The organism is Pseudoalteromonas sp. P80D2, from assembly GCF_036680945.1.
GTDB classification, from domain to species: domain Bacteria; phylum Pseudomonadota; class Gammaproteobacteria; order Enterobacterales; family Alteromonadaceae; genus Pseudoalteromonas; species Pseudoalteromonas shioyasakiensis.
Genome location: NZ_JAZDAR010000022.1, coordinates 405,025 through 424,878 on the forward strand (window position 1 = coordinate 405,025; position 19,854 = coordinate 424,878).

Genomic DNA, 19,854 nt, shown 5'->3' on the forward strand with positions numbered 1-19,854 from the left:
GTACAGTATTTAGGATTTATCAGTGGCAAAACAAATTCAGGCAGTTCGTGGTATGAACGATTGTCTGCCAGGCGATACGCAAATTTGGCAGAAAGTAGAAGACATTTTACGTGAAACAGTTTCATCGTTTGGTTATCAAGAAATTCGTTTTCCAATTGTTGAATCAACCGACCTATTCAAGCGCTCTATCGGTGAAGTAACCGATATCGTCGAAAAAGAAATGTACACCTTTGCAGACCGTAATGGCGATAACTTAACACTTCGCCCTGAAGGTACGGCAGTATGTGTGCGTGCAGGTAATCAAAACGGTTTACTGTATAACCAAGAACAACGTTTATGGTACATGGGCCCTATGTTCCGTCACGAGCGTCCACAAAAAGGCCGTTACCGTCAATTCCACCAATTTGGTTTAGAAACATTCGGCATTGCCACTGCTGATATTGATGCAGAAGTTATTTTGCTGACAGCCCAATTATGGAAAGAATTTGGTATCAGTGAGCACGTTCGTCTGGAGCTTAACTCATTAGGTTCAAATGAAGCGCGTGCAGACTACCGCGATGCACTTGTTGCTTACTTAGAGCAACACGTCGATGTACTTGATGAAGACTCTAAGCGTCGTATGCACACCAACCCTTTACGTGTGTTAGATAGCAAAAACCCTGATGTACAAGCTATTTTAACTGATGCGCCTAAACTATCTGAGCACTTAGACGCTGAATCAAAAGAACATTTTGAAAATTTATGTGAACGTTTAGACGCTGCAGGCGTCGAATACACGGTAAATGAAAAGCTTGTACGTGGCCTTGACTATTATAACCGCACCGTTTTTGAGTGGGTAACTGATAGCCTAGGCGCACAAGGAACCGTTTGTGCCGGTGGTCGTTACGATGGTCTAGTTGAACAACTAGGCGGTAAAGCAACACCAGCGGTAGGTTTTGCAATGGGTCTTGAGCGTTTAGTGTTATTACTTCAAGCACTAGAAAGTGTAGGTGACATCCGCCGTAGTGCTGATGTATATTTGGCAGCCATGGGCGATAAAGCCAGCATTCAAGCGCCAATCATTGCCGCTCAATTACGTAAAGATGTTGCAGGTCTACGTGTTATGGTGCACGCAGGCGGTGGCAACTTTAAAAAGCAATTAAAACGCGCAGATAAAAGCGATGCGCTAGTCGCGGTTATTATCGGCGAAGATGAATTAGAACAAGGCGTTGTGACTATTAAGTACTTACGTGAGCGTAAAGAACAAGTCACCTTAAAACTAGAAGAAGCGAAAACGCTACTAGCTGAACTTATTTAAGCCCAGCTAGCAACAGAGGTAAGCATGGAAATTTATTCAACAGAAGAACAACAAGAAGAAGCGATCAAACGCTTTTTCCGTGAAAATGGTTTAGCACTTGCAATTGGTATTGTTGCAGGTTTAGGTGGTTTATATGGTTGGAAAGCTTATAACCAAAACCAAATCACCACAGCTGAGAAAGCATCTGACTCTTTCACACAACTTGTTGAAAGCGGTGCCGTGCTAGAAAAAGCGGATACGTTTATTAAAGACAATGGCGAGTCAAGCTACAGCACGCTTACAGCATTTGTTGCGGCAAAAGAAGCCGTTGAAAAGAATGACCTTGATGCAGCAAGCGAAAAGCTGAACTGGATCATCACCAACGAGCAAAACCCTGAGCTTAAAGCAACGGCAACAACGCGCCTTGCTCGTGTTCACCTTGCACAAAAGCAATATGAGCAAGCGCTAACAACGCTAAACGCCCAGCTTCCAGCATCATTTGCTGCTGCAGTCGCTGAATTAAAAGGCGATGTTTATGCTGCACAAGGCGACAAAGATCAAGCTCGCAGCCAATACCAAGCTGCTGCTGATAATGGCGGCCTTGAAAACAATCCGTTATTACAAATTAAACTTGATGACTTAGCACAAACTAGCCCAGCGGCGTAAGGGGTTAAGATGAAGAAGTTAACAGCGGCAACACTTGCTCTGTGTATCGCAACCCTGACTGGGTGTTCGTCAAGTGATGACGAGGAAGAACTAGTACTGCCTGAAATTGTTAATCAATTTGAGACAGAAGTAGTTTGGCAAGAATCAATCGGTGATGGTGTTCAGCACTATTTCTCGCGCTTAACACCGGCTATTCATAACGATGTTGTGTATGTAGCAAACCGCGAAGGTGAAGTTGAAGCCCTATCGCTTGAAAATGGCGATACGCTATGGCAAACAGATGTGCGTGAAAACCCAGCTTTCTGGCCTTGGGAAACCACAGAAAGTGCCAAGTTATCGGGCGGTATTTTACAAGCTTACGGCAAAATCTTCGTTGGTTCTGAGCATGGTTACTTAACTGCTCTTGACCGTGAAACAGGTGAAATTGTTTGGCGTAAAACGATGCCAGGCGAAGTACTTGCTAAACCAGCTGCAGGCGACGGCCTAATTTTTGTAAACCTAGGTTCAGGTAAATTATTAGCTGTACACCCAGATACAGGTGAAGAGCGTTGGAGCTTTGAACAAGAAGTGCCACCTCTGACGTTACGTGGTCAAAGTTCACCAACTGTAGCCAACGGTGGTGTATTGCTAGGCCTTGAAACAGGTAAATTAAGCGTATTAATTTCTGAAAATGGTTACTCTGCGTGGAGTGCTGAAATTGCTTCTCCAAAAGGTGCGTCTGAGTTTGAACGTTTGGTTGATGTAGATACACAAGCATTAATTAGCGGTCCATATGCTTATGCAATCGCCTATAATGGTAACTTAGCAGCCGTTGATATTCGTTCTGGTAATGTTGTTTGGAAACGTGAGTACAGCAGCTACCGTGATTTATCAATGGATAGCCAGTCTATCTATGTTGTTGATAGCGATGGTGTTGTTTACGGTCTAGATAAAACATCAGGTATTGAGCGTTGGAGCCAACCGGCACTGCGCGGCTGGTACTTAACAGGCCCTACCGTGGCTGGTAAATATTTAGCACTAGGTGACCAAGAAGGTAACCTACACTGGTTAGACAAAGAAACGGGTGAGCTTGTATCGCGCGAAGACTTTGACAGCTCAGGTTTCTTTATTGAGCCAGTTGTTGCCGGTGACAAGTTAATTTTATACACCCGAGATGGTGAAGTTAGCGCGGTTAAAATTCCAAACTAACTTACTAATAGTAAACGTTATTTTTCTAAGGCTTCGCTTGGCGAAGCCTTTTGTTGTTTTTTTAAGAGGTAGTTTATGCTTCCCGTGATCGCTCTTGTTGGGCGACCCAATGTGGGCAAATCCACATTATTTAACCGTTTAACACGTACTCGTGACGCCCTCGTAGCAGACTTTCCAGGCTTAACACGAGATAGAAAATATGGCCAAGCTGATTACGATGGCTATGAATTTATCGTGGTAGACACGGGTGGTATTGACGGTTCTGAGCAAGGTATCGAAACTGAAATGGCTGAGCAATCGCTACTAGCGATTGAAGAAGCCGATATCGTGCTATTTTTAGTTGATGCCCGCGCAGGTATGACTGCCGCAGACCAAGCGATTGCTAACCACCTTCGTAAACAACAAAAGAAATGTTTTGTTGTGGCAAACAAAGTTGATGGCATTGATGCAGATTCATACTGTGCAGAGTTCTACCAGCTAAGCTTAGGCGACGTACATCACATTGCAGCGGCTCACGGCCGTGGTATCACGCAATTACTTGAAACAACTCTACAGCCTGTTATTGCAGAACTTGCAGGCGAAGCTGAAGAGCTTGAAGAAAGTGATGACGAATTAGTTGATCTTTACAGCGAAGATGAAGAAGGCGAAGACAACCAGCAAGCCTTTGCTGACAAACCAGTAAAGCTTGCTATTATCGGTCGCCCTAACGTTGGTAAGTCAACACTTACAAACCGTATCTTAGGTGAAGAACGTGTAATCGTTTACGATATGCCGGGTACAACCCGTGACTCTATCTATATTCCGATGACACGTAACGACAAAGAGTACATTCTTATTGATACTGCGGGTGTTCGTAAGCGTAAGAAAGTAAGCGATGTTGTAGAAAAATTCTCTGTGATCAAAACCCTTAAAGCGATTGAAGACGCTAACGTGGTATTGCTTGTGGTTGATGCGCGCGAAGGTATTTCTGATCAAGATTTAAGCTTACTTGGTTTTGCCTTAAACGCAGGTCGTTCATTGGTTGTTGCTGTTAACAAATGGGACGGCCTTGATGATTACGTTAAAGAACGTATTAAGTCAGAGCTTGACCGTCGTTTAGGTTTCATCGATTTCGCACGTTTACACTTTATCTCTGCTTTACATGGCACAGGTGTAGGTCACTTATTTGAATCGGTAGACGAAGCATACGAGTCAGCAACTAAGCGTATCAGCACAGCGATGCTGCGTCGTATCATGGATATGGCTCAAGCTGATCACCAACCGCCACTTGTTCGCGGTCGTCGTGTAAAACTTAAATATGCTCACGCAGGTGGCTATAACCCACCACGTATCGTGATCCACGGTAACCAAGTTCATGACTTACCTGATAGCTACAAACGCTACTTAATGAACTACTACCGTAAAGCATTAGGTATTATGGGTACGCCGATTAAAATTGAATTTAGAGAAGGCGATAATCCATACGCGGGTCGCACTAATAAAGTGACTTTATCGCAAAAACGTAAAATTCGTGCATTTGCGAAAGAAAACCGCAACAAGTCGTAATTTCTACAGCTAAGCTTTAAGTATTAAAAAAACCTTGTGAGTATGACTTACAAGGTTTTTTTATTACTAAAACTATGCTTTATTTAATAAACGAACAATAAATAGAGCAGCATAAATGGACTTTTTAAGTCAGGTTATTTACGTCGATAACGTAGAAGAAGTACTCGACTTTTACTATCAAGCATTTGGTTTAAATACCAACCATATCAGTGACGATGCCGAATACGGTGAACTTGTGACAGGATCTGTAAAACTTGCTTTTGCGACCCACCCGCATGCGCAATCATACTTCAAGCAAGGCTATATTCGCGCCCATCCTAAGCAACCAGCTCTTGGTTTTGAGCTAAGATTCAGCTGCCATAATTTAGTCGAAAGTTACGATAAAGCTGTGCTTGCTGGTGCTGAGCCATTGTGCCCGCCAACTAAAAAAGACGCCCAGCATTATGCGTATGTTCGCGCTATTGAAGGCACTTTAGTGTGTTTAGTAGAAGATTAGCTTTTTGTAAGGTCCGTTTTTGTTAGGTCAGTATGCAGCTCAAGGGTTAACTCGCGTAATAACTCGATTCGCTCCAAACTCATATTTGAGCGTGCCATTAACTTAGCCGTTAATTCTTCAGCATCAACTTTAAGTTGCATGCCCTGCTCTGTTAACGAAATTACTTTTTTACGCTCATCTTCACTTGATACCTGACGAGTCAATAAACCTTTGCTTTCTAGGCGCTTAACTATTGGTGTTAAGGTGCCAGAATCGAGGTGCGTGTCATGAGAAAGTGCTTTTAAGCTCACTTGGTTATTATACCAAAGTGAGTGCATCACAATATATTGCGGATAGGTTAAGTCATAAGCTTCGAGGATTGGTCGAAACGCTCTGATCAACGCATTTGTTGCACTGTATAAAGTGAAACATACATTGTCTGATAAGTTGTTGCTCATGCTGCTACCCTAAACTGAAATACAGCCGTATTATTGCCTTAATTTAGTTTGCGCGCAAATTATTTTCCGACGATCTATTGCCTTTTATAGTAAAGATCATTAAATTGATCGCAAATAGTTTGCGCACAAATGTTTTGTGCAACTCATTAATTGATTCTAATCTAGCAGATTCGAGGTTTATATGGCGACAAGTCAACAAATTCATTTAGTTTCACGCCCAACGGGTGTACCAACACAGGCTAATTTTGCGCAGGTAGACGTAACACTTCCTGATTTGAACGACGGCGAAGTGTTAATTAAAAATACCTGGATGTCAGTTGACCCCTATATGCGCCCGCGCATGATTGATCGTAAATCATATATCGCGCCATTTAACTTAAACGAAGTGATGGAAGCCGGTGCTATCGGCGAAGTAGTTGAATCACGCAATGATGACTTTCCTGTTGGTAGCAAAGTAAGTCATATTAGCGGCTGGCGTACCATGCACATTAGCGATGGCAGCGACTTAACGTTACTGCCAAACGTACCATTACCAGACCAACTGTTTTTAAGTACTATGGGCATGACTGGGTTAACTGCATGGGCAGGTTTAACAAAGGTAATTAGCCTAAAAGAAACCGATACCGTGTTTGTTTCAGCTGCATCAGGCGCTGTAGGTAGCGTTGTTTGCCAAATTGCTAAGCTAAAAGGCTGTAAAGTGATTGCTTCGGTTGGCTCTGACGAAAAAGCACAAATGGTTAAAGCGTTGGGTGTTGATGCAGTAATTAATTACAAAACGGTAGCAAACCTAACAGAAGCCCTTGAACAAGCGGCACCACAAGGCATTGATGTGTACTTTGAAAACGTAGGTGGCGATCACCTTGAAGCCGCACTCAATGTAATGAACGATTACGGCCGTATTCCTGTATGTGGCATGATCTCAGGTTACAATAACGACACTGCACAACCTGGGCCAAGCAACCTGTTTTATATCAACTCGAAAAAGCTCACCATGCAAGGCTTTATCGTGATTGATTACTTTGATCAGTTCCCTGAGTTTATTGAACAAATGGGCGCGTGGATCAGCGAAGGTAAAATTAAATCTGAAGAAACGGTATACCATGGCATCGAAAATGCCGTTGATGCATTTCTTGGCCTGTTCGAAGGTAAAAATAAAGGAAAAATGCTAGTTAAGCTTTAACGCTTAGCATGCAAATAAAGCCTGTATCTTAGTTGGTACAGGCTTCTTATTATCAGTCATTCAAAATCGATAAATACGCAAGTTCTGCTAGTTTCTCTAATGATGACGTTGCATTAGACTCAGGCTTTTCAGCATGAACTGAGTAGCGCCTTTTTGGGATTTTAACTTGAATAAAACCATGATTATTGGCCATATCAATACGCAGCATTTCACGTTCTTTTGGCGTTAAATGATTTTCATGGATCTTTTCAAGCTCACCATGATCAAGCCAAATAGCAGCACAATTTGGACATTCGTCTATTTCAACCACTTTTAGTGGGGTGAAAAAGCGTCGCATCATCACCACGTCAGGGCAATTCGGACAATTAATTCGCTTTGCTAAATCAACACATTCTGTTGGCAGGGTTTGTAAATGAGCCACCAGCACTTGCGCGGGTTTTAAATTCGGATCGCTAAAGTGAAATATTTGTCGGTTATCAAAAAATACCCCACCGCTTTTTGATAAATACACGTTAACGTCGCCAATGCTCACTGCTTCAAGGGCTGTTTTAGTACGCGGGCAAAACATAGTACATCCTTGTTTTATAATTAATTTAGCGCTTTTGTAATTAACGGTTTAAGCGGCTCAGGTAAGCTGATGTTACCAGCTAATACAAAGTCATGTGCTTCATTTGACATTTTTTGCCATGTTTTACGAATAATACCCAACCATTTTTGCTCATCGTAATCAGGCTTACTACTTGCAAAATCAAGCATGTAATGCTCAATAAACACAAGGCTTGCAATGTCTTCAATCAATTGGCTATCAGGGTTTCGTTTTATGTTCTTTTTAGCAACGGCTGCGTATACGCGCTCACATTCTTCCGGCGCGTAACCCGCCGTTTTCATAAGGGCTGTTACACGCTCGGCATGAAAGTCATATAAAGCAGTACGCCATTGATAATAACCTTGCTTACCCATAGGAAAATCACTGCGAGGAGAGCGCCAACGCTCAATATGTTGGCCTCGCGCAGCAATATGCATCAACTCATCGGCTTGTGGATTAAAGCGGTTTAGCATATCGGTCATACGCATTGCATATAAAGACTCTTTTGCTAGCTCTTGATCATCTTGTTTTACACGATTTGGGTCGACAGCATTCGCTGCATCTATCGCTTTTATAACGGCTTGGTACATAGTGTTTAATCTTACTTGTGCTTGCAATTCATTGTATTTAGGTACAATTATTTTTTTAACTTGCTAAAAATTCAACTAAAATTCTAGATCTTCGCTAGACAACCAGCTAACCCTAAACTAGTATTTTTAAAAGCAAGATTAGCACTTAAATACCTACTTAATTCAGAGACGCCATTGCGTAATATTACATATTTTTCGTTGTTATTTACTTCTTTTTTTCTCAGTTTCTGTTTATTTTCGGCGATCGCACTAAAAGTGTTTTACGATAGACAAGAAATGCATGAAATTGAGCAAAATGCAGCACTTAACAGTTACAGCAGTAACCTTGAAAAAGCACTTGATAGCGCACTCCTTGGTCCTTACCTTGTTCGCGCCGCGATGCGTGACTTTACATACACACAAACTGAATTCGAAACCCTTGCCACTGAGATATTAACTCATAGTGATGGTAGCCAAACTATTCAACTTGCACCAAAAGGGGTTATTCAATACAGCTACCCGCTAACCAGTCACGAGAGTGTGATTGGTGTCGACTTATTCAAGATGCAAAGTATTGAAAAGTCATTACAAACAGCCATTGATACTCAAAAAATGCAAATCGATGGACCTAAAGAGTTGGCTCAAGGTGGTCAAGGCTTAGTCGCTCGATTACCAATTTTTGATCAAAATGAGTTTTGGGGGTTTGCAATCGCGGTGCTGCGTTTTCCAGAATTTATAGCAAATTTGAGCCCTGAGACTACTTCACACCCTCACCTCTATGAGGTTTGGCAAAAAACAGCGAATAGCTACGCGCCGCTTTTAAATAACCACAGTTTTGAGCAAAGCCACTGGTCAACTTACAACCTCGATGTTGAAAATCAACATTGGGTTGTGGGTATTAAAGACGAGTTTGCTTATCGAGCGCATGTTGAATTTTTAGTATTACTACTCATAGCTCTGTTACTTTCATCGGTTAGCTGCTATTTGATTACGATTACTTGTCGGTTACGTGAGCATGAGCAAAACCTCGAAAAACTTGTGCAAAAGCAAACCTTAGAGCTGTCTGAACAGGCACTTGAATTAAAACAAGCTCAGTCACTCAGTGGCGTAGGCAGTTGGCATCTGTCGCCTGATAAAAGCATTAGGCAATTATCATCACAAGCTAAATCGCTATTCAAAGAACAAAGCAAAGCGCAATCAATTACTGATGTCTGTGAAAAAATCGATAGCTTTTATAAAAATTCGTTTTTAAATTTTATTCATACTAAGCCTAGTAGCCCAACTGAAATTGAGTACACGATTAAACTCAATGGAGAAAAACGCTGGTTTCATGAACACGCTGAATGGAACCCTAAAACTAACACCTTGGTTGGTACGATTAAAGACATAAGTGCTGAAAAACAACGCCAACATGAGCTTTACCAACAAGCACATTTTGACTCGGTCACTGGCCTTGCCAATCGCCATTACAGCGAAAAATATATCGCTAGTTTATGCCCTGAAGACCAATACAGTAGCGGTCTTACTTTATTGTGTGCCGAGATCAAAGGCTATCGTCAATTAGAAGATATTTACGGTCAAGATTACTTAAATGAACTACAGACAGCGATAGCTAACCGGCTAATTGAATTTTCTGACTTACATCAAGCGTTTTGCGCTCATATAAAACCTGGCTGTTTTTTAATATTACTAAAAGAAGCCATTTTTGATGAAAAGCTTGCCGCTCTATTAGATAAATTACAGCATCAGGTCGGCGGTATTATTGAAACCGCTGGTAGCGCTCATTTTTACCACTTATACATTGGCGTGGGTTATCCACACTTACAAAACATCGATGCGGCTGAGCAAATCAATACAGCCCTCATTGCGATGAATGAATGCCCCCGTACACAAAAAACATTTACTGTTTATAGCCAATCTCTGAAAGATAAGCTTATTGCACAAAGTAACCTCGAAAGTGATCTACGTCATGCGCTTGCGGCCAACGAACAGCTAAGTATGGTGTATCAGCCAATTGTAAACACTATAGATGGCACACTGATTGGCTGTGAAGCGCTTGTACGTTGGCAGCACCCTGTTAGAGGGTTTGTGTCACCAGTGGAGTTTATTGCAATCGCTGAGCAATCAGAGCTCATTAATTTATTATCACGTTGGATTGTTGCTAAGGTTGCTGAAGATTGCCACCGCATGGTTGATAACAATATTCGTATTAAAGTATCGATCAACCTGTCGCGTAAGCAGTTCTCTGATGTGCATTTAGTTAAACGACTCAGTAAAGAAAAAGCTAAGCTATTTCCGGCTAATCAAAAAATTAATCTTGAGATCACCGAATCCGCCCTATTTCAAAATACCCAGTACGCCATAAACCTAATGCATGAACTTAAATTAGCAGGTTTTAATTTATCACTTGATGACTTTGGAACGGGTTATTCATCACTGTCGTCGATTCAGCAGTTTCCGCTAGATAACGTTAAGATTGACCGTGCCTTTATTTGTAATTGCGTGGATAACCCACGTGATGGTTTATTTTTACAAACGATGAGCGATTTAGCCCATCAACTAGACTTAACGATTACCGCAGAAGGAGTCGAAAGCTCAGAGCAGTGGCAATTGGTGAGTGATAAAGGCATTGATTATATTCAAGGTTACTTAATTTCAATGCCCTTATCTATTGATGATTTTATAGCGTTTGACCCGGTTGCGTAAGATCCAAAGCCAAGCTTTGTTTTGGCTTTTCGATCATACGGGAAAGCTCTTTTTCGCCATCAAGGACAATAATGGTTGGCGTATACATTAAGTCATACTGTTTTGCTAACCCTGCAGGGTCTAGCTTGTCGTAGCCAACGGCCACTAGTTTAAGTGAGCCTAACTGCACCTTTGCAGTATCGAGAAGCTTCAAAAATCGAGGCACTTCACGTTTTGAGTCATGACACCAAGTGCCTAAAAACACCAAAACTTGCTTACCTTGCAGTGCTTTTATCGTGGTTAACTCTTCTTCACTCGGTGTGTATTCATCGTACTCTTCACTAAATGCAGAGTAGTCTTTAAGTAAGTCATCACGACTTATCTCTCCACTGTATGGAGCGGTACCTGCAAATGTCAGGGCAGAGAATAACAAAGCGGCGATATAAATTAGTTTTTTCATTTTTTTTGTTCTCAAGATATTTTCCTCACCTTAACCAATTTAGCAACAACACTCCAGCAGGCTTTGTGCAAAGAATCGTTATTTTTTGCAGGTTAAATTGGCATGTAAAGTAAAAACAAACTACTATATTAGATATATCTAATGTAAGGTTTTACTATGTTTTCCTTCAGAACAATTGTGATTTGTACTGTGTTACTTTCACCTAGTCTTTATGCCGAAACAAAATCAGCGACTCTAGAAACTCAAGCAGCGCAGCGAGCAACTGAATTTGCCACTACGCTTAAATCAGCTTTAGGAGCCGCAATCAAGCAAGGTGGTTTAGTCGAAGGAATTAACGTGTGCAAAATGCAAGCCCCGGCCATTAGCGATAGCTTATCAACTGATGGTTGGACGGTAGCACGTAAAAGCACTAAAAACCGTAATCCAAATAATCAACCCGATGAATGGGAAGCTGAAAAAATCGCCCAGCTGCTCGATATGATCAGAAACACTGAGAGCATCGACAATGTGACTTTTTCAACCAATAAAGATGGTCAATTTCGCTTTGCTAAAGCGATAAAAGTCGCGCCAGTTTGCCTCAATTGTCATGGCCAAACAATTGCGCCAGAAGTAAAACAAGCACTCAACGAACATTACCCAAATGATTTAGCCACAGGCTATCGGCTTGGTGATCTAAGAGGAATATTCTCTATTACCAAAACGCTCGAAACGCCTGAGCCATAAAATAAAAGCCTTGTACTCGCATAGTTTGCTCTTAGCCATTAAAATACCCTTTTAAAATCAACCATGGTGCCATTTATGTCTTTTCCTCCTTGCCCACAATGTAACTCTGAATACGTGTATGAAGATCAAAACAATTTAGTATGCCCAGAATGCGCTCATGAGTGGGATCCTAATGCGGTTGATACCGATGATGTGATCAATGTGAAAGATGCTAACGGCACCTTATTGGTCGATGGCGATAAAGTGACTGTTGCGAAAGATTTAAAAATCAAAGGCAGCTCACAAGTGATTAAAATAGGCACCAAAGCCGTGATTCGCCGCGTGTTAGACAAAAAAGACCACGAATTAGACTGTAAAGTTGATGGCGTTGGTGAAATGATGGTAACCGCTAAGTTTGTTAAAAAAGCTTAATAAGCAAATAAAAAGCCACACTGGTTTAAGTGTGGCTTTGGTATACATAACCTAGGGGGTTATTATTTAGCGGTAACAAATTTGCGTCGAGTTACCACCAACAAGCCTATTGCCAGACATGTAAGGAACGATAGCGAACCGCTACTTGATTTTTTAGACTCTGGCGCAACATTAATTGTCACCTGTTGCGACACACTTTGGCCGTATTCGTCTGTTGCTGTAACACTGAAAATAAGTGTTGTTGCTTCATCAAGCTCAGGCAAATTAAGAGTTAATACGCCTGCATTGTCGTCATTTAATGTAACATTCACGCCAGAAACTTGGCTCCACACTAACGAAGTGCCTTCATTTGCTGACGCAGTCAATACCAGTGTAGCTTCTTCTATTGCACTAACTATTAGGTTTTGTTCACCATTAACTGTCAATGTTATAGGGTCTATCACCTTAATAGATTCAGCGGTATAGCTATCAGTTTGCTGTTCTGACACTTCAAAAGACACACCAAAGTCAAGTTGAGATCCGACCATATCAGTAACATCTACCTGCATGCTAATGTCAGTTTGTCCGTTTAAGATCAGCTGAGTTTTTCCCTCTGTAGTAACGAGTTCTGCACCGTCTACAGAGAGTACTTCGGCCCCTTCAGTTAATAGAAACGATAGAACAGCCTCACTCGGAATTGATGAGCTATTAATCGTTATTTCATAACTCACCTGTTCACTACGTAATACAACGTCTGAATCTGCTTGAATACTTAATAAAGGGTTTGTAATAACAAAATCAATTGGGGTATCTGCAAAACGTTGTCCTGATTTTGTTTTTGCGGCAAGTACACCTAAATAACGGTCACCTGGTTTTGCATCTTCTAGCTGCCAATTCGCTTTGATAGAAAATGCGCCTTCTTCACCAGCAATTAACTCTGCAGTTAAATTGTCCATTGATTCATCCTGTAACGTAGCGACTGTAAAACGAACATCATCCACCGCATTTGCTGCAGAACCTTCAAAGTTGTGGATCACGATGTAATACACACCTGGCTCAGGTTGTAATAGGTCGCATTGTTCATTGGAGTCAACTCCTGCACTGATACAAATCATCTGATTTGAACCTTCATACGCGCTGACATCACCGTCTAAATCTTCATCTAGACCAATGTAAACATCTAAGTCTTTACTTGTCGTACTTTCGATATTTACCCAAACACGTTGCGTACTGTTGTTTACAACTAATGGCAGAACATAGCGATTGTCTTTTACATAGCTCCAATCCATATTGTAAGGCTGAGTTTCAGGCGCTTTTATTTGAATTTGATACTCTTCTACACGTTTCAGACCACGCGCAAGCAAAGTTAAATCATCTAACTTAGCACCGCTTTTAAAACCTGATACTTGAAGGCTACCTGCTGCACTATGAGTTTGCACTTGTTGTGCTTCAGGACCAACACCCGCAATAAAATTAACCACTGCTGGCAGTGTTAATGTATGGCTTGGCTCGCCATCTTTCAAAATTAGATGCCCCATTTGCACATCGGTATCCGAACTATAACTACTGCTTGCGGTGATGGTCAGCGTTTGCGTTTCCCCTTCATTTAATGTGAATGAGGCAGGTTCCGCTGTTAATGTAATATCGCCTACTCTCGCAGCCGATGTTACTTGCCAGGTCCCTTTACGGGTTGCCTTAAACGTTCGACTCCACTGACAACTAATAACACAAGCTTGATCTACAAGTTGTGCAAGATTGAGTGTTGCAGGGTTTCCGCCAGATTGTGGATCAGCCGCTAAATAATTTGCTTCTGTTTCGTTCAGTACAAGTCCTGCTTGTGCAGCATATTGCACCTGCAGCATACCGTTACCCATTTCATAAAAATTAGCTGGGGTTGGTTGTCCTGTATTGTCATCATCAACAAAAGCATTACTATCGGCAGTCATAACAATCGCAGATTGTGCTTCGGCTGGTGTCCACTCTGGGTGCAACGCTTCAATTAGCGCATATGCTCCCGCAACGTGTGGGCTTGCCATTGACGTTCCATCTAAAAATGCAAATTTAGCTTCAGATTTAGTGTTACTAAATGGCTGGTTTTCAGTGAAAGGTGCATAAATACTTACCCCTGGAGCGGCAATATCTAACGAAAAATAGCTATCGTAAGGAAGTCCTGGACCACGTGATGAGAAATACCCAGCAATAGAGCCAGCATCAGGATCGCTCACCATTTCACCTTCTTCGATTACGGCAATATGGTTGCTACCTTCTGCTAGCCAATTAACTAAACTCTGACCTTTAGTTGCATCTAAATGAATTGATGGCAGCACATGAAAATCATTATCTACCGTTTCACTGCCACCATCGACATTGATAAGTACTAAACCACCAGCGCCGCCAGCTTTAACATTTGAGCCTTTTGCCACACGCGCAATTTCACCGCGTCGACACACAACGATTTCACCATTAAAAGTACCAGCGGCAAACTCCGTTAAACAGTCACCATCACCAAAGTCAGCAGCATCCACTATTTCAGCTGTTAAACCACCACTGGCACTGCGGCCAACTAAAGGTGACAAACTAAAATTACCACCAGTGAAGCTGATCTGTTTTTCTGCAAAGGTACGGTCATGTGTGAACGCAGCAACCGTTGTCACCCAAGGTAAGTTTGCAGGGGTACCTATGGTGCCACTATCTGGCCCTGAGTTGCCCGCCGATGTCGCCACATGGACACCAAAGGTACGTGCATTTAAAAAGGCTTGGCTTTCAAATCCATACCAAGGATCTGTTGCAGAACCACCAACTGAATAATTCAGTACGCTTACACCATTTGCAATCGCATGCTCTACAGCTTGTAAAGTCAGCTCTGGTAAACAACCTACTAAATAATCATCGCTATTACCCGGATAACAAACCTGATAAGACACAATATTAGCGTGTGGTGCCATGCCACTTATTTGCTCGAAAGCGAAATTAGACTCTTTTCCTTCTGCATTATAAGCAGGTACATTTTTTAAGATATTACCTGCAACAGTACCCGCAACATGGCTACCGTGACCATTAAAATCAAACCCGATTTCCAAACGGCTTCCTAATTCATCATAGCGCTCTTCATCGATTGGCACTAAAGGATAGCCATTTAAGATATCGGCATAACTCACAATACCAATCAGTTTGCTATTACAAAATTCACTATGGGTTTGGCAGTCACCAAGGTATTGCCCATCGCCCAGTGGATTTACATGGGTATAACCGTCATCACCCCTTGCTGCAAAGCTTGGGTGATCAGCATTAATTCCTGTATCCATAATGCCGACAATGACGCCTTCACCTTTTGTCGCAACACCTGTCTCACCATCCCAAATAGCAGGAGCACCAACATAGCGAGGTCCTGAATCTGTGTGAAGATAATGAATTTGACGTTTTTCAACGCGCTTTATGCCAGTTTGTTTACGTAACACATTCGCCGCATTTTCTGACATACGAACGGCAGCACCATTCATACTGTACTGATACTGAAAGAGGGTATTAATTTTCTCACCAGCATGCAGGCTGGCTTGTTGTAAGATGCTTGTCTGCCCTGCTTTTAAATCAGCGGCATAATGTTTTACCGCTGGCATGCTGGCGTTCAGTCGCGACAAGCCCGAGAATTGGGATGATTTAGCAACCGATGGGTCTGAAAATTCAACTAGATACACATCATCACTAATTACAGCGCGACCTTTTAGCGCTGCAAGCGGTTGATAATTCAAGCGTGCATTATCATCACCTTCAACAGCTGAAACATGACTAACACTTAATAGGCCGACCATACTGGCTAAAATGGAAAGTTTTTTCATTATTTTTATTCCTTAATTCCAAATACTGCGGTGCGTTGAGCTCGCTTGAAGTACACCCATAACGCCATCATCAGCAAAATAAATAGACCCGTGCTACCACTTGATTTATGTGTGCTTTGTTCAGCTTCTTGGGTAACCACCAAGGTAAAGTCTTGAGATGTTTGGTGACGAGAGTCTGAAACACTAATGGTGAAATCATAGCTTGCCGCACTGCTCACGCTACCCGCTAACACACCGTCGTCGCTTAGTGTCAAACCAGCAGGTAAGTTGTTACTTGAAAATAATAATGTGTCACTATCAGCATCGGTAAATAACGCATTTATAGCGATATTTAGCGCTTCACCAGCACTAGATTGAAGTTGTGTATTTGCGCTGTCCACTAGCACCGGCGCGTTAATGTTCAAGCTGCTCACATTGACCGTAATATCTGTCGTTGAGCTCATGATCACGTTGTTATCGCGCATTTGCCCGAATACGCTCAACACATATTCTGAATTAGTCTCTGCATTTAAAGAAGCGGGGTTATTTACTAAAATGCGACCATCAGGCATTAAGGCTAGTGAATCATCAATAAGAGGGTTTGCTAGATAGAATTGATAAGTGCCAAAAATATCACCCGCTTCACCAGGCCCAATATTGAAGAAGTTGATAGACTCTAGTTGGATTTGGCCTACAAGATCACCCGCTTGCGCGCTCTCAAATACATCAAACTGCTGACCCGCAGATGGTTTAGCAATTGCACCTGACTGATCTGATAGCTTGGTTCTTGACCACATATGATAATCAGCGTTGTTGCTGAACAGCACAAATCCTTTACCGCATACAGCGCGATAGTCACAATAGCCATCATGCATAGCTGTTAAGTAAGCTTGCTCACCGGGTGCAAGAGTCATTTCGCTATGGTAATTTTCAACCGCTTGCGCGCCAGGTGCCTTACTTAATTTTACGTAATTTGCTTCGTTAGAGATTGATTCAATCTGATTACCAAACCAGTCATAGCTTATAGTCACCACTTTAGGCCCCATGTTGACTGGGTTAAATAATAAAGGCGCATCGCCTGTCGATGGAATTTGATCACGAACAGTTCGCACAAAATACCCTAGATTGCGATCAAACTCTTCTGCAGGTAAATCTTCGCGGATAAGTTCATCGGTACAATAATCAACGAGTAAACCTCGCGAGTCAGTTACAAATCGAATCGGCAAGCTTGACTGTTTTAAGTTTGCACTTGGATTCGATGGATCAGCTGCAATAGACGCATCGACATAATAAGCGGTAGGTACATTTTGCTCATCAATATCTATGAAACCATATAAAAGCAGATCCGCATTAGAGGCATAGTTCAGTAATGTTCCCGCTGCAGTGTCTGGGTACATTTCTAAGAATGATTCTCTAAAAATAAAAAACTCAATCGTACCGTTCATATCACTACGGTCGAAATACGTTCTAAATGCTAAGTCTTGTTTACTATGAAACGTTAAGCCTAAGCTTAATTTTTGCTTGCTCTCACATTGCTCCTCTGGCACAACTGCACTGGCTAGGTTTTCAATAATCATGCTACTTTTAGCACCATTTGCAGCTTCTGATATTTCGGTTTTGCGACCAACGGTCGGCAATACAGTGAATGTTGCATCGGTAGCAGAGGTATTTTCAAACGCTTGTTCGCGAGCAAAAAAGTCTTCAAATAAACTCTCACCCAGTGGATTATCGCCCGGTTCATTCAAGAAAACAGAACCGTAATACTCTTGATAAGTATCGTAATGAGCTTGAATACTCGTTGCCGGTCTTGCACGTAGCAACCAAGGCAGATGCATAGCTGACAGAGACTCATCATTAGACGCAGTTAGATGCAAATCACCATCGAGTTCAGTGGCACGCCAGTTCTTTAGGGTGTAGTCTTTAGCATCAACCAGAGGCCATTTTTCAAGTAAAGCGCCATCAATAGTCACTGACACAGGGAAGGTCATGGCACGATGAGCTTCAACCGTCACTGAACTTGGTAATTGCCATGTCAATGCAGCGTGCGAAGGGCCGCCTGTTTTTTGTGTTATCGATAAATCATAGGTAATTGCTTTGTCTGTTAGATTTTTAACATACACTTGCTCGGTTACTGTTCGCGTTTCATTGTCAGCAATATCAAGATTTCCTAAATGCAAAGACGGCTGACCATCTGGCAATGAAAATGCCACAGCTGTATTTTTTAAAGCCTCGGCTTGCTGTAATTTTCCTGCGCCGCTATGTGTTACTTCAGCTTGTTCTGAACCATCACGATTTAACACATTGCTATTTGCGCTATTCATCAAAATAGCTTTTACTTCTTGCCCTGTTAAGGCGCTATTTTCACTTTTAACAACCGCTGCAGCGGCTGCAACTTTAGCAGCGGCAAAAACAGCATCGCTTGCCGAAACCTGTTCACTCCCTGTGCCCACTAATGCCACCTGCACTGCGTCAGTCGAGTCGACTAAATCAGGTTTAATAGCATCAATGTCACCACGAACAGGACCATGTAATGAAGTGCTAGACATATAAATAGCACTGTCATCTTCAATTGATTGTGTTGTGCCTACAGATATTGCAGCTGGGGCTACAGCTTGAATAGGGGTTGCATAGTGACTCAATTGTTCACCACTGCCTTGTGGTACAATCACCACACTGCCTAAGGTTGCCGCTTTTTGAATGTTGACACCCAAACGTGCGTAGTCGCCAATCCAAACATCTTGGTTACTGTAATAACCAGGCCCAAAACCTGAGATATCTAATAAAATAATATCTGCTTTATCACTCGTATCTCCATCACCGTCTGGGTCCAATGCCCATTCAAGTGCTTGTGCGACAATATCAACAGTAGGCTGATATGGAACCACATTAGCCCCAACTTTAGAGGCACGGTATACCTTCGCAGCCCATAACTCAGCTGATGGTGCTAATTGATGGATGATTGAGGCTAATGCCGTACCTCGACTGCCACTTTCGCCATTCGGGTCGTATGCAGAATCAATTGGATTAAAGTCATGATAAGCCGCATATGACACACGCTCACCAAAAAAGTCCAATCCTTTGGTTACCACCGAGGTAGGGAAACCATCAAATGGCACATCCGCATATTTCCATGCTTTTTCATATGCTTCGACAGTCCCCTCTCCACCAAGAAGTTGATGAGTGTAATCGATACCGGTAGAAATAATCGCAACACTTACACCGCGGCCTAAGTCACTATCGACAACCTGCGACTGTTCAACTGCTGTAAGCGTTTGCTTAATCGTCATTGGTTTTGGTAAAGGCACTAGTCCCGTTGTTGCATGAACATGTTGTACACCCGGCATAGACGAAACTAACTCGGCTTGTTCAGCAGTTAAATTGACCGTTAAGGTATTCCCCAGAACTCGCCTTTGAGAGGCTAAGCTAATATCTGCAAACTCTTTTTTTAATGATTTAATAAAATCAGCTTGTTGCTCGGCTATTGCTTGAGTTTGATTTTTGTTTTGAATGGCTGAGCTTGCCACATCACTCAACACAATTAGGTACTGCTCTTTTTTGTTCGATGTTTTAATTTGCTCACCTGTTTGTGGTAAGGCAAACGCAGCAGAGCTGAGTAAACTTACACCACATAACAAGGAACAACCCCGTCTTATGGAATGAGATAAAAATCGCATAGTTATTCTCTTTTTGGTTATTTTTATGGTTAGGAGCCCAGTACTCCATTAACACCGGCTTGTTATAAAAGCCGAAACACGCAAACACCATCTTAAGAACCTCAAATTTTTATCTTTTTTTTATTTATTATTATTTTTCAACAAATTAGATGACCGCCGTTTAT

At 42.1% G+C, this 19,854-nt stretch carries 15 protein-coding genes; 9 read left to right on the forward strand and 6 right to left on the reverse strand.

Translation table 11 applies throughout. The features are described 5' to 3' along the window. Window positions 1–22 precede the first annotated feature (22 nt). The 5 genes from hisS to VRK28_RS04395 all read left to right on the forward strand — a co-directional run bounded on the left by hisS (window position 23) and on the right by VRK28_RS04395 (window position 5,171). Window positions 23–1,297, forward strand: a complete 1,275-nt coding sequence (gene hisS / locus VRK28_RS04375) for a histidine--tRNA ligase (RefSeq protein WP_058584526.1) — start codon at window positions 23–25, stop codon at window positions 1,295–1,297. 24 nt (window positions 1,298–1,321) lie between these two features. Next, window positions 1,322–1,942: a YfgM family protein gene (locus VRK28_RS04380; protein WP_055022059.1), complete on the forward strand. Its 621-nt coding sequence runs from the start codon at window positions 1,322–1,324 to the stop codon at window positions 1,940–1,942. A 9-nt stretch (window positions 1,943–1,951) separates the two neighbouring features. Continuing rightward, complete coding sequence (gene bamB / locus VRK28_RS04385) at window positions 1,952–3,130, forward strand: outer membrane protein assembly factor BamB (RefSeq protein WP_062565865.1); 1,179 nt, start codon at window positions 1,952–1,954, stop codon at window positions 3,128–3,130. 75 nt (window positions 3,131–3,205) lie between these two features. Then, entirely contained in the window at window positions 3,206–4,675 is a 1,470-nt protein-coding gene (der, locus tag VRK28_RS04390) for a ribosome biogenesis GTPase Der (RefSeq protein ID WP_054553521.1), read from the forward strand. Window positions 4,676–4,790: 115 nt separating this feature from the next. Continuing rightward, window positions 4,791–5,171: a VOC family protein gene (locus VRK28_RS04395; protein ID WP_062565866.1), complete on the forward strand. Its 381-nt coding sequence runs from the start codon at window positions 4,791–4,793 to the stop codon at window positions 5,169–5,171. On the opposite strand, the gene VRK28_RS04400 is transcribed toward VRK28_RS04395, so the two are convergent. After that, window positions 5,168–5,608 (reverse strand): MarR family winged helix-turn-helix transcriptional regulator, encoded by a 441-nt coding sequence (locus tag VRK28_RS04400; protein ID WP_062565867.1) that lies wholly within the window; start codon window positions 5,606–5,608, stop codon window positions 5,168–5,170. The genes VRK28_RS04395 and VRK28_RS04400 overlap by 4 nt on opposite strands. A 181-nt stretch (window positions 5,609–5,789) precedes the next feature. On the opposite strand from VRK28_RS04400, the gene VRK28_RS04405 reads away from it, so the two are divergent. Continuing rightward, the gene (locus VRK28_RS04405; protein WP_062565868.1) at window positions 5,790–6,788 is read left to right on the forward strand and encodes an NADP-dependent oxidoreductase; all 999 of its coding nucleotides are present in this window, start codon (window positions 5,790–5,792) and stop codon (window positions 6,786–6,788) included. 52 nt (window positions 6,789–6,840) lie between these two features. Here VRK28_RS04405 and VRK28_RS04410 read toward each other — a convergent pair whose 3' ends face one another. Beyond that, window positions 6,841–7,356: a TFIIB-type zinc ribbon-containing protein gene (locus VRK28_RS04410; RefSeq protein ID WP_062565869.1), complete on the reverse strand. Its 516-nt coding sequence runs from the start codon at window positions 7,354–7,356 to the stop codon at window positions 6,841–6,843. Between the two features lie 20 nt (window positions 7,357–7,376). Continuing rightward, the gene (locus VRK28_RS04415; protein ID WP_055021842.1) at window positions 7,377–7,964 is read right to left on the reverse strand and encodes a DUF4202 domain-containing protein; all 588 of its coding nucleotides are present in this window, start codon (window positions 7,962–7,964) and stop codon (window positions 7,377–7,379) included. Window positions 7,965–8,219: 255 nt separating this feature from the next. Between VRK28_RS04415 and VRK28_RS04420 the strand changes: the two genes are divergently transcribed. Further along, window positions 8,220–10,649, forward strand: a complete 2,430-nt coding sequence (locus tag VRK28_RS04420) for a bifunctional diguanylate cyclase/phosphodiesterase (protein ID WP_156426484.1) — start codon at window positions 8,220–8,222, stop codon at window positions 10,647–10,649. Here the strand turns inward: VRK28_RS04420 and VRK28_RS04425 are convergent. After that, window positions 10,624–11,088, reverse strand: coding sequence for a TlpA family protein disulfide reductase (locus VRK28_RS04425; protein ID WP_130167752.1), 465 nt, complete (start codon window positions 11,086–11,088; stop codon window positions 10,624–10,626). The two genes, VRK28_RS04420 and VRK28_RS04425, sit on opposite strands and share 26 nt — an antisense overlap. Before the next feature lie 156 nt (window positions 11,089–11,244). Between VRK28_RS04425 and VRK28_RS04430 the strand changes: the two genes are divergently transcribed. Further along, window positions 11,245–11,811, forward strand: coding sequence for a Tll0287-like domain-containing protein (locus VRK28_RS04430; RefSeq protein WP_062565872.1), 567 nt, complete (start codon window positions 11,245–11,247; stop codon window positions 11,809–11,811). Between the two features lie 75 nt (window positions 11,812–11,886). Next, complete coding sequence (locus VRK28_RS04435; protein WP_055199035.1) at window positions 11,887–12,222, forward strand: zinc ribbon domain-containing protein YjdM; 336 nt, start codon at window positions 11,887–11,889, stop codon at window positions 12,220–12,222. Window positions 12,223–12,284: 62 nt separating this feature from the next. Here the strand turns inward: VRK28_RS04435 and VRK28_RS04440 are convergent, their stop codons facing one another. Further along, a complete protein-coding gene (locus VRK28_RS04440) occupies window positions 12,285–16,037 on the reverse strand; it encodes a S8 family serine peptidase (protein WP_062565873.1) in 3,753 nt (1,250 codons plus the stop codon). Window positions 16,038–16,042: 5 nt separating this feature from the next. Further along, window positions 16,043–19,690 (reverse strand): S8 family serine peptidase, encoded by a 3,648-nt coding sequence (locus VRK28_RS04445; protein WP_082710924.1) that lies wholly within the window; start codon window positions 19,688–19,690, stop codon window positions 16,043–16,045. Window positions 19,691–19,854: the final 164 nt, after the last annotated feature.

Excerpts from the sequence above, each read along its gene's own strand:
- VRK28_RS04435 (WP_055199035.1), top strand. The coding sequence starts at position 11,887 with ATGTCTTTTCCTCCTTGCCCACAATGTAACTCTGAATACGTGTATGAA.
- VRK28_RS04440 (WP_062565873.1), bottom strand. The coding sequence starts at position 16,037 with ATGAAAAAACTTTCCATTTTAGCCAGTATGGTCGGCCTATTAAGTGTT.
- VRK28_RS04430 (WP_062565872.1), top strand. The coding sequence starts at position 11,245 with ATGTTTTCCTTCAGAACAATTGTGATTTGTACTGTGTTACTTTCACCT.
- VRK28_RS04395 (WP_062565866.1), top strand. The coding sequence starts at position 4,791 with ATGGACTTTTTAAGTCAGGTTATTTACGTCGATAACGTAGAAGAAGTA.
- VRK28_RS04400 (WP_062565867.1), bottom strand. The coding sequence starts at position 5,608 with ATGAGCAACAACTTATCAGACAATGTATGTTTCACTTTATACAGTGCA.
- VRK28_RS04380 (WP_055022059.1), top strand. The coding sequence starts at position 1,322 with ATGGAAATTTATTCAACAGAAGAACAACAAGAAGAAGCGATCAAACGC.
- der (WP_054553521.1), top strand. The coding sequence starts at position 3,206 with ATGCTTCCCGTGATCGCTCTTGTTGGGCGACCCAATGTGGGCAAATCC.
- VRK28_RS04415 (WP_055021842.1), bottom strand. The coding sequence starts at position 7,964 with ATGTACCAAGCCGTTATAAAAGCGATAGATGCAGCGAATGCTGTCGAC.
- VRK28_RS04405 (WP_062565868.1), top strand. The coding sequence starts at position 5,790 with ATGGCGACAAGTCAACAAATTCATTTAGTTTCACGCCCAACGGGTGTA.
- bamB (WP_062565865.1), top strand. The coding sequence starts at position 1,952 with ATGAAGAAGTTAACAGCGGCAACACTTGCTCTGTGTATCGCAACCCTG.
- VRK28_RS04425 (WP_130167752.1), bottom strand. The coding sequence starts at position 11,088 with ATGAAAAAACTAATTTATATCGCCGCTTTGTTATTCTCTGCCCTGACA.
- VRK28_RS04410 (WP_062565869.1), bottom strand. The coding sequence starts at position 7,356 with ATGTTTTGCCCGCGTACTAAAACAGCCCTTGAAGCAGTGAGCATTGGC.
- VRK28_RS04445 (WP_082710924.1), bottom strand. The coding sequence starts at position 19,690 with ATGCGATTTTTATCTCATTCCATAAGACGGGGTTGTTCCTTGTTATGT.